The organism is Saccharopolyspora antiqui (genome assembly GCF_052246905.1).
In the GTDB taxonomy this organism is placed as follows: domain Bacteria; phylum Actinomycetota; class Actinomycetes; order Mycobacteriales; family Pseudonocardiaceae; genus Saccharopolyspora.
The window spans coordinates 20,183-33,276 of sequence record NZ_JBQQBO010000019.1 but is presented as its reverse complement, the minus strand read 5'-3'; the positions used below and the strand labels follow the sequence as shown (position 1 = coordinate 33,276).

Annotated in this window: 13 protein-coding genes and 1 riboswitch; of the genes, 8 read left to right on the top strand and 5 right to left on the bottom strand. The window is 69.2% G+C overall.

Annotation, left to right across the window (positions count from 1 at the left end):
* Positions 1 to 67 precede the first annotated feature (67 nt).
* Genes ACTWQN_RS26395 through ACTWQN_RS26385 form a run of 3 tightly spaced genes read left to right on the top strand, consistent with a single transcriptional unit; the run spans position 68 to position 1,828 of the window.
* Positions 68 to 475: a roadblock/LC7 domain-containing protein gene (locus ACTWQN_RS26395; protein ID WP_063713963.1), complete on the top strand. Its 408-nt coding sequence runs from the start codon at positions 68 to 70 to the stop codon at positions 473 to 475.
* Positions 476 to 507: 32 nt separating this feature from the next.
* A complete protein-coding gene (locus tag ACTWQN_RS26390; protein WP_443206267.1) occupies positions 508 to 1,251 on the top strand; it encodes a DUF742 domain-containing protein in 744 nt (247 codons plus the stop codon).
* Complete coding sequence (locus tag ACTWQN_RS26385) at positions 1,232 to 1,828, top strand: GTP-binding protein (protein WP_443206266.1); 597 nt, start codon at positions 1,232 to 1,234, stop codon at positions 1,826 to 1,828. The genes ACTWQN_RS26390 and ACTWQN_RS26385 overlap by 20 nt, the downstream gene beginning before the upstream one ends.
* A gap of 24 nt (positions 1,829 to 1,852) precedes the next feature.
* On the opposite strand, the gene ACTWQN_RS26380 is transcribed toward ACTWQN_RS26385, so the two are convergent.
* On the bottom strand, positions 1,853 to 4,105 hold the full coding sequence (locus ACTWQN_RS26380) for a helicase-associated domain-containing protein (protein ID WP_443206265.1): 2,253 nt from the start codon (positions 4,103 to 4,105) through the stop codon (positions 1,853 to 1,855).
* 315 nt (positions 4,106 to 4,420) lie between these two features.
* Here ACTWQN_RS26380 and ACTWQN_RS26375 point away from each other — a divergent pair, with 315 nt between their 5' ends.
* The 4 genes from ACTWQN_RS26375 to ACTWQN_RS26360 all read left to right on the top strand — a co-directional run bounded on the left by ACTWQN_RS26375 (position 4,421) and on the right by ACTWQN_RS26360 (position 8,460).
* Positions 4,421 to 4,606 carry a hypothetical protein gene (locus ACTWQN_RS26375; protein ID WP_443206264.1) on the top strand — a complete coding sequence of 62 codons (186 nt, stop codon included), beginning with the start codon at positions 4,421 to 4,423 and terminating at the stop codon, positions 4,604 to 4,606.
* A gap of 318 nt (positions 4,607 to 4,924) precedes the next feature.
* Positions 4,925 to 6,379: an NAD-dependent malic enzyme gene (locus ACTWQN_RS26370; protein WP_443206263.1), complete on the top strand. Its 1,455-nt coding sequence runs from the start codon at positions 4,925 to 4,927 to the stop codon at positions 6,377 to 6,379.
* A 584-nt stretch (positions 6,380 to 6,963) separates the two neighbouring features.
* Positions 6,964 to 7,443: a cyclic pyranopterin monophosphate synthase MoaC gene (moaC, locus tag ACTWQN_RS26365; protein ID WP_443206262.1), complete on the top strand. Its 480-nt coding sequence runs from the start codon at positions 6,964 to 6,966 to the stop codon at positions 7,441 to 7,443.
* Positions 7,444 to 7,545: 102 nt separating this feature from the next.
* Positions 7,546 to 8,460 carry a molybdenum cofactor biosynthesis protein MoaE gene (locus ACTWQN_RS26360; RefSeq protein ID WP_443206261.1) on the top strand — a complete coding sequence of 305 codons (915 nt, stop codon included), beginning with the start codon at positions 7,546 to 7,548 and terminating at the stop codon, positions 8,458 to 8,460.
* 154 nt (positions 8,461 to 8,614) lie between these two features.
* Here ACTWQN_RS26360 and ACTWQN_RS26355 read toward each other — a convergent pair whose 3' ends face one another.
* A complete protein-coding gene (locus tag ACTWQN_RS26355) occupies positions 8,615 to 9,217 on the bottom strand; it encodes a TetR/AcrR family transcriptional regulator (RefSeq protein ID WP_443206260.1) in 603 nt (200 codons plus the stop codon).
* 108 nt (positions 9,218 to 9,325) lie between these two features.
* Between ACTWQN_RS26355 and ACTWQN_RS26350 the strand changes: the two genes are divergently transcribed.
* Complete coding sequence (locus ACTWQN_RS26350) at positions 9,326 to 10,138, top strand: SDR family NAD(P)-dependent oxidoreductase (RefSeq protein WP_443206259.1); 813 nt, start codon at positions 9,326 to 9,328, stop codon at positions 10,136 to 10,138.
* 251 nt (positions 10,139 to 10,389) lie between these two features.
* On the opposite strand, the gene ACTWQN_RS26345 is transcribed toward ACTWQN_RS26350, so the two are convergent.
* The 3 genes from ACTWQN_RS26345 to moaA all read right to left on the bottom strand — a co-directional run bounded on the left by ACTWQN_RS26345 (position 10,390) and on the right by moaA (position 13,091).
* Positions 10,390 to 11,001 (bottom strand): transglycosylase family protein, encoded by a 612-nt coding sequence (locus tag ACTWQN_RS26345; protein WP_443206258.1) that lies wholly within the window; start codon positions 10,999 to 11,001, stop codon positions 10,390 to 10,392.
* Position 11,002: 1 nt separating this feature from the next.
* A riboswitch (cyclic di-AMP (ydaO/yuaA leader) is annotated at positions 11,003 to 11,162 on the bottom strand.
* Between the two features lie 572 nt (positions 11,163 to 11,734).
* On the bottom strand, positions 11,735 to 12,028 hold the full coding sequence (locus tag ACTWQN_RS26340; RefSeq protein WP_443206257.1) for a MoaD/ThiS family protein: 294 nt from the start codon (positions 12,026 to 12,028) through the stop codon (positions 11,735 to 11,737).
* Between the two features lie 4 nt (positions 12,029 to 12,032).
* The gene (gene moaA, locus ACTWQN_RS26335) at positions 12,033 to 13,091 is read right to left on the bottom strand and encodes a GTP 3',8-cyclase MoaA (RefSeq protein WP_443206256.1); all 1,059 of its coding nucleotides are present in this window, start codon (positions 13,089 to 13,091) and stop codon (positions 12,033 to 12,035) included.
* Positions 13,092 to 13,094: the final 3 nt, after the last annotated feature.

The window sequence follows — 13,094 nt, the reverse complement described above, 5'->3', positions numbered from 1 at the left end:
GTGAACTACCCCGCTCGAATCCGAGCCGTCCCGAGGAGCAGGAGTGAACGGGTCCGTGCAGCAACCGATGAGCAGCAACAGCTTCAGTTGGCTGATCACCGACTTCGTGCGCCGGGTGCCCGGCGTGGCGCACTCGGTCGTGGTCTCCGCGGACGGTCTGCTGCTCGCCGGATCCCAGGGTTTGCCGCGGGATCGTGCCGAGCAGTTGTCCGCGGTCGCCTCCGGGTTGGTCAGTCTCACCCAGGGCGCCGCGCGCTGTTTCGAAGCCGGTGAGGTCACCCAGACCGTGGTGGAGATGGAGCAGGGCTACCTGTTCCTGATGTCGATCAGCGATGGTTCCTGCCTCGCGGTGCTGGCGGCCCCGAACGCCGACATCGGCCTGGTCGCCTACGAGATGACCCTGCTGGTGGAGCGGGTCGGGCGGCAGCTGACTCCGGAATTGCGGGCGCAACTGCAGGGCATGGTGCGCCGGTGACTCCGGCAGGGGAATGCTGAGGGGAGCTCGCGATGAACAGCGGTTCCGAGCCCAACTGGGACGGTGACCTGTTCCGCCTCTACAACAAGCGGTTGAGCGCCGACTCCTGGCAGGACGACTTCGTCGGCGACGACGTGGAGTCCGGCCGGGGTGCCGATTCGATCGGCGGCTACGACCGGGCGTTGTTCGGCGGACCGGGCGCCGACCTGTTCGGCTCCGGCTACAGTTCGGTGCCCGAGGTGGCCGGGCCCCGGTCGACCGACAGCGGGCCGCCTTCGGTTTCGATGCCGTCGGTTTCGCAGTCGATGTCCCCGATTTCCCAGTCGATGCCGTCGATTTCGGGACCGTTGCCACCGATTTCGCAGTCCATGCCGTCGATCTCGGGCTCAATGCCCGCGATCCCCAGCATCGACCCGCCGCAATCCGAGGGCTTCGACGGCGGCTCGCTGGTGCGTCCCTATGCCCGAACGCGCGGCCGCACCCGAACCGATTATGATCTTGCTATCGAGACGCTGGTCACCACCAGCGAGCGCGGTCGCACGCAGGCGACCCAGTCGAGGGCCGAGCACCGCTCGATTTCCGAGCTGTGCATGGAAGCTCGTTCGGTGGCCGAGGTGGCCGCGCACCTGCGCCTGCCGTTGGGCGTGGTGCGGGTGCTGATCGGCGACATGGCCGATACCGGCCTGGTTCTGATTCATGACAGTGGCATGGTCGTCGGTGATCGGCCGTCCATGGAGTTCTTGGAGAGGGTGCTCAGTGGGCTTCGCAGGCTCTGATCCCCGGTCGGTTGCGAACAACCAGAAGACCTCGACGAAGATCGTGGTCGCTGGTGGGTTCGGGGTCGGGAAGACGACGTTCGTCGGTTCGGTGTCCGAGATCGTGCCGTTGACCACCGAGGCGGTCATGACCGAGGCCAGCGTCGGGGTCGACGACCTCAGTGCGACGCCGGGCAAGGTCACCACCACGGTGGCGATGGACTTCGGCCGGGTCTCGCTGGACTCGGACCTGATCCTGTACCTGTTCGGCACGCCCGGCCAGCACCGGTTCTGGTTCATGTGGGACGACCTGGTGCGCGGCGCGATCGGCGCCGTGGTGCTGGTCGACACCCGGCGGTTGGCGGACGCGTTCGCCTCGATCGACTTCTTCGACGATCGGGGGCTGCCGTACATCATCGCGGTGAACACCTTCGACGGTGTGATGCACCACCGGCCGGAGGACATCCGGGAGGCGCTGACCATCGACGCCTCGGTGCCGATGATCACCTGCGACGCCCGCAACCGGGAGTCCACCAAGCAGGCCCTGATCACCCTGGTCGAACACGCGATGCGGCAGCGCATGGCAGCCGCCCGCTGATCGGAGTTCGCGTGCCGCGGCGGGTCAGTCCTCGATGAGGGCTACGGACATGATGCGGTGCAGCGGGAAGTTTCCGAGTTCCTCGCTGCTGGTGTCGAAGCCCTGCAGGATTCCGCCGCCAACGCTCACCGGGCGCACCACGCGCTGACTGCGCACCCCGTGCGTGTCGACGAATCCCAGCCACACGCTCCGGTGCTGCCGCGCCGCGTCGCGCAGCAGTTGCAGCGTCGCCTCCGCGCTCGGCCGCCCGCGCTCCGGGCTCACGGTGCTGCCGCGCCGTGCCGCGCTGGCGCGGTCGCCAGCGCGCAGCTGCGCCACCAGTTCGCCCAACTGCTCCTCGTTCGGCGCGGTCGGCGCCACCGGCGGCGCGGGGCGGCTCCTGCCGCGCACTCGCCGCCCGCGCTCCCGAAGGTCGAGCACGTTGCCGTCGGGGCCTTCGGCGACCGCCGTGAATCCGGCGGCGCGCAGCCCTTCCACCACGTCGGCCAGCGGCAGCGGGCTGACCAGCACGGTGGGCGCGATGCGGCGGAGTTCCAGTTCCTCGGTCTCGGGCTTGGCCAGGATCTCGGCCAGCAGCAGCGGATCGTCGCAGCGCAGGAAGGCCGCCGCGGTTCCCGCGCGCAGCCGCCCGTGGCGGCGCGCGACGTCGTCGATGAGGTAGGTCAGCGACTGCGGGATCGGCGTGCGGGAGCGGGTGCGCAACAACGCGTGCAGGTCGTCGGCGGTGTACCCGGTGTCCAGCGCGCGGCGGATGCTGCTGTCGCTGATCCGGAAGACGGTTGCGCTACCGGCGGATTCGACGTCCGCGACGAGTTTCATCTCGACGGCGAGGTCGGGTTCGAGGCGACCGGGCGCCACGACGGTGAGATCGGCCTGCACGAGCACGTGGTCCAGCGGTGCGGGCAACGCCTTGGCGAGTTGCCGCGCCGCTTCGGCGGATCCGTCGGCGAGCAGGACGCGTCCGGCGGTGGTCAGCGCGTGCAGCGCGACGATGCCCAGCGAGGTCGCCTCGGCGAGGGTCCAGCGCACCAGGTCGTCGCGCAGTCGACCGCCGCGGCGCGGCGCCCGCCACCTGAGCACCGCGGCGACGTCGTCCGGCTGGGCGCCGTATCCGCCGGGCAATTCGTCGAGGTGGTCGAGGACGCGTCGGCGGTCCTTCGGCGCCAGCGGCCGACGCAGGTCGTCGGAAAGCGGGTTGAGCAGCCGGTCCTTCTCGTCGCGGGTGCCGATCAGGCCGGGCAGCCGGGGCAGGTCGAGCCAGGCCTGCGCCAGGGTCGCCCAGCGCTGCTCCGGCGGCGAGGCAAGCCAGGTGTCGGACTGGACGGTGGGCACCCACTGGGGTTCCGCGCTCTCGCTGCTCGCGATGAGGTTGGCCGCGACCGCGACTTCCACCAGCAGGCCCAGCTGGTTCTCGTCGATCTCGACGGTCTTGGCGGTGCGGCGCAGGTCGCGGACCCCGACACCGCCGGAGCGCAGCACGTCGGGCGGTTCCTCGCCCCAGGACTGCAACAGCGCTTCGACGTGCCGCAACAGCTCCAGCGCCGCGCCACCCGCCGTCATGTCCACTGTGGACTGGCCTGGTCCGGTCAGCTCGGGCAGCGGTTCCTCGGGTTCGACGGCACCCATCGGCCGGTCACCGCGCACGGCCAAGGCGAGCTGGCGCGGCAACTCCACGGTCTCGGCGTCGCGCCGCAGCAGCAGCCCCTTGGCCAGCAGCCGTTGCACCGGGTTCGTCGCCTGCGCCAGCGCAACGTTCCTGGCCGCGTCCTTGGTGCGGCCGATCGGCGCGCCTTCGGCGAGCTTGCCGACGAGGCGCTGCTCTTCCTCGTCGAGTTCGGCCAGCGCGGCTTTCGCCGCGGACTCGGTGAGGTGCTCGGCCAACCGCCCGAGCCCGGCGGGGAAGGTCGGCAGCACCTCCCGCGCCGCCGTGGACACGGCGAGTTCGGCGTCGTCGCCCCAAACCAGCGCGAGATCGCGCAGCCGCGCCACGCAGCGGCGGGCGCGCTCGACGGTGACATCGCGGCCGAGCAGTTCGGCGACCGAGTCCAGCGACACCGGGGCCGCATCGGCGTCGAGCAGCACCAGCGCTTCGAGCGTGGCGAGGGTGACGGAGTCGAGGTCTTCGCAGGCCCGCGCGACCGAGGAGCGCACCCCGACGCGCGTCGCCAGCACCGACGTATCGGCCGGTGGCGGAGTCGCGAGGTCGGGCCGGGCGCGGAGCAGCGCGACGAGGTCTCCGTCGCTGCGCTCCCGCAGCCAGTCCGCGAGTGATGACATCCCTGCCACGATACCCAGCCCCAACCCGGTCATCCCCCGATACGCCAATCGCCAACACAACAGTTCACGCGGATCAGGTCGGGGTGAAGGGCACCTTTCGCCAAGTAAGTTGGCAGCGCCGCCACGCGCGCGGGTTCGGGGCCGGGCGGTGCGAGTGGTTGACGTGGCGAAAGCGGCTGGTGTGCGCCCAGGTTCGCGGTGGTTGGTGAGAGATGCGTCGCACGGCCTGTCCCGCTGCGCACCCTTGGGTGAGCCGCGGCTGCGCATCCGGCAAACTGGAAGTGCATCCGGATCCGCAGCGCACAGGAGGACGACGTGGCCGGTAAGACCAAGCAGGACCGCATTGACCCGTCTTGGCCGAAGGCTTCCGACGGCGACCACCCGGTGAGCGAGCTCCTGGCCGACAAGCAGGGTGCGCTGTCGCCGTTCGGGGACACCACCCTCCCCCTCGGCGAGGACGCCGTCCCGTACGTCCACCCGGTCACTCGCATCAACAAGTGACCCGCCGATTCGCGCAGGCGACCCGGTAGCGGAACCGCCCCGCCGAAACGACGCACAGCACCCACCATCCGCCAGTGCGGACCAGGCCGTTGCGCCGTTCGGCGGCGGATTGTCAAGGCCAACCGGTCGGTAACCAGACCGGACGTCGCTCACACTCGGGAAAGTTTTAGGCTTTTTCGTGTTGGGTGAAGTTCCGGTCGCTTAACAGCCCCACAGGGCTTGCATCCCGGATGAGCGATCTGCCCGCGCGGCCGCTCTGGCCGGGCGGCGAACAGCACCCGCCAAGTTCATAGCCGATCCGCTCGACAGGGGTGTGCCATGCCGGTTCCAGGTCCGGGTTACTCGATCACCGTTCGCGTCGAGGCGCCGCCATCGACGACCGCGGCCGGAGATCTGACCAGCGCGATCGGTCGCGCGGGCGGGGTCATCACGGCGTTCGACGTCGTCGAGTCGCACGCCGACCGCATCGTCGTCGACATCACCTGCAACGCGCTGTCGGCCGACCACGCCAACGACCTCGCCGAGATCCTCGGCACGCTGCCCGGCGTCCGGGTGCGCAAGATCTCCGACCGGACCTTCCTGGTGCACCTCGGCGGCAAGATCGAGGTCGCCCCGCGCGTCGCGCTCAACAACCGCGACGACCTCTCCCGCGCCTACACGCCAGGGGTGGCCCGGGTCTGCACCGCGATCGCGGAGAACCCGGAAGACGCCCGTCGGCTTACCGTGAAGCGCAACGCGGTCGCGGTGGTCACCGACGGCTCAGCGGTGCTCGGGCTGGGCAACATCGGCCCCGAGGCCGCGCTGCCGGTCATGGAGGGCAAGGCCGCGCTGTTCAAGAAGTTCGCCGGGGTCAACGCCTGGCCGGTCTGCCTGGACACCCAGGACACCGAGGAGATCATCCGCGCCGTCGAGCTGATCGCCCCGGTCTACGGCGGCATCAACCTGGAGGACATCGCCGCGCCGCGCTGCTTCGAGATCGAGGCGCGGCTGCGCGAGAAGCTGAACATCCCGGTCTTCCACGACGACCAGCACGGCACCGCGATCGTCGTGCTCGGCGCGCTGCGCAACGCGCTGCGCGTGGTGGACAAGGACATCACCGACTGCCGCATCGTGGTGTGCGGGGTCGGCGCCGCCGGTTCGGCCATCATCCGGCTGCTGCAGCACAAGAAACCGGCCGACATCATCGCCGTCGACATCGACGGCATCGTGCACAGCGGACGCGGCGACACCGACCCGAACCTGCGGTCCATCGCGGCGGGCACCAACACCGACGGCCGCACCGGCACGCTCTCCGACGCGGTCCGCGAGGCGGACGTGTTCATCGGGGTGTCCGCGCCGAACCTGCTCACCGCCGACGACGTGGCGACCATGAACTCCGACGCGATCGTCTTCGCGCTGGCCAACCCGGACCCGGAGATCGACCCGCTGGAGGCGCAGAAGCACGCCACCGTGGTCGCCACCGGCCGCAGCGACTACCCGAACCAGATCAACAACGTGCTGGCCTTCCCCGGCGTCTTCCGCGGCCTGCTGGACGCGCACGCGCGGGAGATCACCGACGAGATGATGATCGCCGCGTCCAACGCGGTCGCCGATGTCGTCGACGGCGAGCGGCTCAACGCGTCGTTCATCGTGCCGAGCGTGTTCGACTCGGCCGTCGCCCCGGCGGTCGCCGACGCGGTCAAGCGGGCGGTGCTCGCCTCCAGGGGCAACGACCCGGCGCCCCGCGGCGGCTCCTCCCTCCCCTGGGCAATGGCCGAGGACATCGAGTACTGACGTTTTTATCTCTGAACTCGTTTTGCGTGGCGGTGCGGGTGGCGGAACCTCGGTGCCTGTTTTTGAAGTGGTCGTGTCGGGCCGTCCGCCTCGGGTGAGGTGGGCGATTTAGCGCGAAATCGCCGTCTCCCATGCGGGGCGGGTGGCGATTTCGCGCGAAATCGCCCGGTCTGCCACTCGCACCGCGAAGCAGGACGAGTTCGAAGACAGGCCCTCAGAGGCCTTCTCGTCTCCGGGATCCCCGACTTGTGTATGTCCGATACGCGGCGTCGGGGCTGTCCTCGCGAGATAGCTCGGGGTGCGGGGTGTCCCCGCAGGGCACTGCCTGAGAACCCGCGGCGGTGCAAGCTGCGTAGGTGGGCTAAGCGCCTGCGGCGCTTGCGACGGCACAGGCGCGTGCGTCCGTTGCTCGTCGCGGCGGCGGTGTACCACCGAAAGCGGCTTCGCCGCTCACCTGACGGGCACTCGCATAGAACTCCGCACCGATCCGCACGCTCTTGTTTGGTAAATGGCCCCTTCACCTCGCCCTGTTTGGAGTCGAGGTTGGCGGAGCTTCGCCGATATCGGCGGACTAGGCTCGGTGCATGGCGCAGGACGAGCTCACGCATGTCGATGCCGCGGGCGCCGCTCGCATGGTCGACGTCTCCGACAAGCAGCCCACCGCCCGCACCGCGGTCGCCAGCGGCGTGGTGCGCACGACCGCCGAGGTGATCGCCCTGCTGCGCCGCGACGGGCTGCCGAAGGGCGATGCGCTCGCCACCGCCCGGATCGCCGGGATCATGGCCGCCAAGCGGACCCCGGACCTGATCCCGCTGTGCCACCCGATCGCGATCTCCAGCGCCAAGGTCGATCTCGAACTCGGCGAGGCCGAGGTGCGGATCATCGCGACGGTGCGGACCACCGACCGCACCGGCGTCGAGATGGAGGCGCTCACCTCGGTCGCCGGGGCCGGGCTCGCGCTGCACGACATGATCAAGGCCGTCGATCCGGCAGCCGTGCTAGACGCGGTGCGCGTGGAGCGCAAGGAAGGCGGCAAGACCGGAACTTGGACGCGGGACGGATGAAATCCGGCCGAATTCCCGTTGCTTGATGCGGTGTCGGTCGAGCACGGAAGATGACCCTGTGGCGGCCGGATCCGGACGGGGCGCAACACACAGGAGGATTCCATGACGAGGACAGCGCGAGTGATCGCCGCGTCCAACCGTGCTGCGGCCGGGGTGTACCCGGATCGGACCGGTCCGGTGATCGTCGAGTGGCTGCGCGGGCGCGGCTTCGAGGTGCCCGACCCCGTCGTGGTGCCCGACGGCGACCCGGTGGGGGAGGAGCTGCGCCGCGCGGTCGCCGACGGCGCGCAGGTCGTGATCACCACCGGCGGCACCGGAATCAGCCCGACCGACCGCACGCCCGAGGTGACCGCGGCGGTGCTGGACTACCCGATTCCGGGACTGGCCGAGGCGATCCGTTCGGCGGGTCTGCCGGAGGTGCCGACGGCGGTGCTCTCCAGGGGCCTCGCCGGGGTCAGCGGCCGGACGTTGATCGTGAACCTGCCGGGCTCGCGCGGCGGTGTGAAAGACGGGCTGGGCGTGTTGGACGGGGTGCTGGACCACGCCGTCGACCAGCTGCACGGCGGCGATCATGCGGCACCGAGCCGGGTGGCGGCCGATGTGCTGCGGGCCGACGTGAGCGAGCAGGTGATCGACGTCGAGGACCTGGCCCGATCGGTGGAGCACCGCGCGGCCGGTGCGGTGGTGACCTTCGGCGGTGTGGTGCGCGACCACGACGGCGGACGCGGCGTCCGCGAGCTCGAATACGTCGGACATCCCAGCGCGGCCGAGGTGATCGCCGACGTCGCCCAGGAAATCGCGGGCCGCTTCGAGGGCGTGCGCGCGATCGCGACGTCGCACCGCATCGGTCTGCTCAAGATCGGCGACGTGGCCCTGGGCTGCGCGGTGGCCGCAGAGCACCGCAAGCAAGCATTCACCGCCTGCGCGGAGCTGGTGGACGAGGTCAAGCGGCGCCTACCGATCTGGAAGCGCCAGGTCTTCGAAGACAACACCGAAGAATGGGTCAACTGCCCCTAAACGGCCGCCCGCTCGGGTGATGAGTGAAGGGCACCTTTGACCGGCATAGTCGGTCCAAGGTGCCCTTCACCTCGACCTCATCGGGTGAACACGGGTGGTTGCGTCGGTTCGGGGACGAGATCGCGGACGGGTGCTGGACCGGTGGGGCGGTTGGTCATTCCGGGCGGAAGGCGCGGAGGGCGGTTTCCACGAGTGCGTCGGCGAAGGCGTCGTCGAGCGGGCCGGAGCGCAGCAGCCAGCGCTGCGTCAGCGGCGCGTACAGCACGTCGAGGAATAGGTCCAGGTCCGCGTCGGCCGGTAGTTGCCCGGCTCGCTGGGCGCTGCGCAGTCGTTGCTTCTTCGCCTCGGTCATCGGCGCCGCCATCTTCTCCCGGTAAGCGGCAGCGAGTTCCGGATCGTTGATGATCTCGGTGTTGAGCGCCCGGATCGGTTTCTCGAACTCGGGGTCGGCGAACTCGGCCGCTGTCGCGCGCAGCACTGTCTTGAGGTCGGCTTCGACGTCGCCGGTGTCGGGCAGCGCGATGCCTTCGCCGTCCGCCTGCTCGCTGAGCGCCAGCAGCGAGTCGAACACGATCGCACCTTTCGACGGCCACCAGCGGTAGATGGTCTGCTTGCCGACTCCGGCGCGGGCGGCGATGGCCTCGATGGTCAGCTTGTGGTAGCCGATCTCGGCGATGAGTTCGCGTGCCGCGGTCAGGATCGCTGTTCGGGATCGTTCGCTGCGGCGGCTGACATCAGGTGCTCTGCGCTCTGCCATGCCGCCGACATTACGCGAGACGAGACGATCCGTCTTGACAGTTCCCCGGTTCGCGTCCATGCTGGGCGATAGTTGAGACGAAACGTCTCGTCTTTCGAAGGGAATCGCATGACCCGAACTTGGTTCATCACCGGTGCCTCGCGGGGCCTGGGACGCGCGTTCACCGAAGCGGCGCTGGCCGCCGGAGATCAGGTCGTCGGCGTCGCCCGGGACATCGTGCCCCTGGACGAGCTCGTCGCCGCGAGCGGTGGTCGACTGGTCACCTTCCCACTCGACGTCTCCGACCGCGCTGCGGTGTTCGCCGGTGTGGAACGCGCATTCGCCGCGTTCGGAAGGCTGGACGTCGTGGTCAACAACGCTGGCGGGGCAATGCTCGGCATGGTCGAGGAGGTCACCGAGCAACAGGCCCGAAAGCACCTGGACACCAACTTCTTCGGCGCGTTGTGGGTCAACCAGGCCGTCGTCCCGCACCTGCGGGAGCAGGCGTCGGGGCACATCATGCAGGTCTCGTCGATGGGATCGGCCGGGGGCTTCGCGGCGACCGGGATGTACAGCGCGGGCAAGGCGGCGCTCGACGCGATGAGCGAGGCGTTGGCGATGGAGGTCGAGCGGTTCGGCATCAAGGTGACGATCCTGCAGCCGGGCGGCTACCAGACCGAACTGTTCACCAGGGGCCTGACCACAACCGCGGAGTACGAGGCCTACGGCCAGCTGCGCGAGTGGCTCGCCGGGCTGTGGAGCGAATCGGAGGACTTCGACCCGGCACTTGCGGCAGAGGTGGTGCTGCGGGTGGCGAACATGGCCGAACCGCCGAAGCGGCTGATCCTGGGCGGCGCCGCCTACGACATGGTCGACCAGATGACCCGGACCAGAACGGCAGAACTGGCGAAGTGGGAATCCCTCAGCCGACAAGCCGATTGAGCCATCCAGCGGACCGCGCACGAGGAGGCGCTCAGGATCGTTGTTCTGCGGTAGCCCCGGACGAGATCGCCGAGACCGCCTGGAGTAAGCAACCTTCAGCGCCTTCGGCCGACCGCGGCGGGCCCGGTCGGCGGAAATGGCGGGACCCCACCGCTGGGGGCGTGCGGTGGGGTCCCGAGAGGTGCGGAGCACGTGCCGTGTCGGGGGGACGACACGTACTCCTTGCCGACCGGACTAGCCGGTCGACCAGATCATTTGATGTCGAGCTGCTGGCCCGGGAAGATCAGGTTCGGGTCGCTGATGATGCTCGCGTTGCGCTGGGCGATGTCCTGGTACTGCACGCCGAACGCCTCACCGATCTTGCTGAGCGTGTCACCGGCCCGGACCGTGTAGTCCGCTCCGCTGGCCTTGATCGTGGGCGTGCTGGTCGTCGCCTTGGTCTTCGTCTGGGTCTTCTTCGGCGTGGTGGTCGTCTTGCTGCTGACCTTGGTGCTGCCGCTGGACCAGTTGAGCTTCGCGGTGCAGCCCGGCCACGCGCCGGTGCCCTGCGAGGCGAGGACCTTCTCGGCCACCGCGATCTGCTGCTCGCGGGTCGCCTGGTGGGCACTGCCGGCGTATTGGGTACCGCCGTAGGCCGCCCAGGTCGACGGGCTGAACTGCAGGCCGCCGTAGTAGCCGTTGCCGGTGTTGGTGTTCCAGTTACCGCTGCTCTCGCACTGGGCGAGCTTGTCCCAGTCGGCGGCGTTGGCAGCTGGGGCGGCGATCGCGATCGGGGTGGCGATCACCGCGCCTGCGACGGCGACTCGGGCAACGGTACGGCTGGTATTCGAAGGCTTGCGGTGCTTGCCTTTGTAGCGAGCCATGTTCCTCTCTCCTGCCGCGCCTGCGAGGTGAGCTGTCGGGTTCGGGCTGAGAGGCAGCCCGGTCGGCTCGGGGGAGCCGACTTCACCCCTAGGGCTTTCGGGGAGCCCGGTGGTGGTTCCCCCGCCCCTGTCCGGTGTGTTCGTTTCGGGGGTAGGAAGCTCGCCGGACAGGGCTAGGCGCTGCGAGCTTCCCGCTCCTTGCTGATCGGTTCGGGGCCGACCGAGGAGCGACACTACGTAACCAAACGGCAGATCGGAAATCTTCGTCGACGTGACGCTGGTCACAGTAACGCCCCGAGCAAGTACTCCGATCCGGGGTGTTTCTGCTGATCAGAGCGTCGTTATCAACTCGTTTCCAGGCTGATATCGATCACCGTCGGTGAGGCGTGAGTCACCTCGTTGCTCCCTCTGGGCAACCCGCGTCGCACTGGTTCACGCCGCCGCCGGACGTCTCTCAGGCGTGTCCGGGGTGCCCCGCAGGCATGATCGAGGCGGCTGCGAAGAGGATTCGCATCGATGCGGAGAGTGGCGATCTATGTCGCTGGATCGGAAGCCCTTAAGGCTGACGAAGTACCCAGCTTAAAAAGCAAGATCGACACGACCCGGAGTGAGATCAAAAAGTCACCTGAATGAGCGTGTACGACACGCCGACGCATGCTGTACTGCGCGTGCGCGCGCACCCGCACGCGCGCGCAGTAATGCAGTGTCGAGCCGCTAAGCCCAGGGGGAGTGGTCAGCCGCCCGCGAATGGTGGGAGGACGTCGAGCGTGGCGTCGTCGGCGACCTCGACACCGCGATCCCGGACCGCGACGCCGTCGAGCAGGAAACTGCACGCCGGGAGCACCTTCGTCAGCTTCTCGTCGTGCAGGTTCAGCGCGGCGGCGATGGCGTCCGACACGGTCACCGCGCGGTCGCCGGGCCGCGGGATGCGCACCGTCTCCTCCTGCACTCCGGCGGCCGCGCGAGCACCCGCGAAGTACCGGACCCGCACCGCCACGGTCTTCATCTGTTCCGGCGGAGCCGTCATCCGCTCAACCCCCGATCGCGCTCATCGGCCGGGTCGGTTGGGCGAACTCTCCCGAGTCCATCCCGTGCCCGGCGGCCTTCGCCCACATCGTTTCCTGCCACAGCCGGATCAGCTCGGCGTCGTCCGCCCCGGCCCGCATCGGCCCGCGCAGGTCGGTCTCGGTCGTCGAGAACAGGCACGAGCGCAGTTGGCCGTCAGCGGTGAGCCGGGTGCGGTCGCAGGCCGCGCAGAACGGCCGGGTGACCGAGGCGATCACACCGACCGTGGCTGGCCCGCCGTCGACGAGCCAGCGCTCCGCGGGCGCGGAGCCGCGCTCGGCGACGTCCGGGGTGAGGGTGAATTCGGCGCTGAGCCGGTCCAAGATCTCTACTGCGGTGATCATCCGCTCGCGGTCCCAGTCGTGCTGGGCGTCCAGCGGCATCTGTTCGATGAACCGCAGCTGGTAGCCGCGCTCGATGCAGAACCGCAGCAGGTCGCCCGCTTCGTGGTCGTTGATCCCGCGCATCAGCACCGCGTTGACCTTGACCGGCTCCAGCCGCATCTCCTTGGCGGCGGCCAGCCCGGCGAGCACGTCGTCGAGCCGGTCGCGGCGGGTGAGCTGCTTGAACACCTCGCGGTCGAGGGTGTCCAGCGAGACGTTGACCCGGTTCAACCCGGCTCGCACCAGCGGCTCGGCGAAACTGCCGAGGTTGATTCCGTTGGTGGTCAACGAGGTCGTCGGGCGGCTGGGCAACGCCGCGGTCGTGCCGATGATGTCCACCAGGTCCTGGCGCAGCAGCGGTTCACCGCCGGTGAAGCGCACCGTGGTGACGCCGAGCTCCTCGACGGCGATGCGGATCAGCCGGTTCATCTCGGCAGTGTCGAGCAGTTCCGCGCGCTTCAGCCAGGGCAGGCCTTCGGCAGGCATGCAGTAGGTGCAGCGCAGATTGCACTTGTCGATGAGGGATACGCGCATGTCGGTGGCCACTCGACCGAACCGGTCCACCAGCTGGGACGTGTCCGGACGCGTGGACGTGTCGGTCGTGCGACGCACGAGCGGGATTCCCAGATCCACCCCTGTCACTCC

Excerpts from the sequence above, each read along its gene's own strand:
- ACTWQN_RS26395 (WP_063713963.1), top strand. The coding sequence starts at position 68 with ATGAGCAGCAACAGCTTCAGTTGGCTGATCACCGACTTCGTGCGCCGG.
- ACTWQN_RS26390 (WP_443206267.1), top strand. The coding sequence starts at position 508 with ATGAACAGCGGTTCCGAGCCCAACTGGGACGGTGACCTGTTCCGCCTC.
- ACTWQN_RS26380 (WP_443206265.1), bottom strand. The coding sequence starts at position 4,105 with ATGTCATCACTCGCGGACTGGCTGCGGGAGCGCAGCGACGGAGACCTC.
- ACTWQN_RS26370 (WP_443206263.1), top strand. The coding sequence starts at position 4,925 with ATGCCGGTTCCAGGTCCGGGTTACTCGATCACCGTTCGCGTCGAGGCG.
- moaC (WP_443206262.1), top strand. The coding sequence starts at position 6,964 with ATGGCGCAGGACGAGCTCACGCATGTCGATGCCGCGGGCGCCGCTCGC.
- ACTWQN_RS26360 (WP_443206261.1), top strand. The coding sequence starts at position 7,546 with ATGACGAGGACAGCGCGAGTGATCGCCGCGTCCAACCGTGCTGCGGCC.
- ACTWQN_RS26355 (WP_443206260.1), bottom strand. The coding sequence starts at position 9,217 with ATGGCAGAGCGCAGAGCACCTGATGTCAGCCGCCGCAGCGAACGATCC.
- ACTWQN_RS26350 (WP_443206259.1), top strand. The coding sequence starts at position 9,326 with ATGACCCGAACTTGGTTCATCACCGGTGCCTCGCGGGGCCTGGGACGC.
- ACTWQN_RS26345 (WP_443206258.1), bottom strand. The coding sequence starts at position 11,001 with ATGGCTCGCTACAAAGGCAAGCACCGCAAGCCTTCGAATACCAGCCGT.
- ACTWQN_RS26340 (WP_443206257.1), bottom strand. The coding sequence starts at position 12,028 with ATGACGGCTCCGCCGGAACAGATGAAGACCGTGGCGGTGCGGGTCCGG.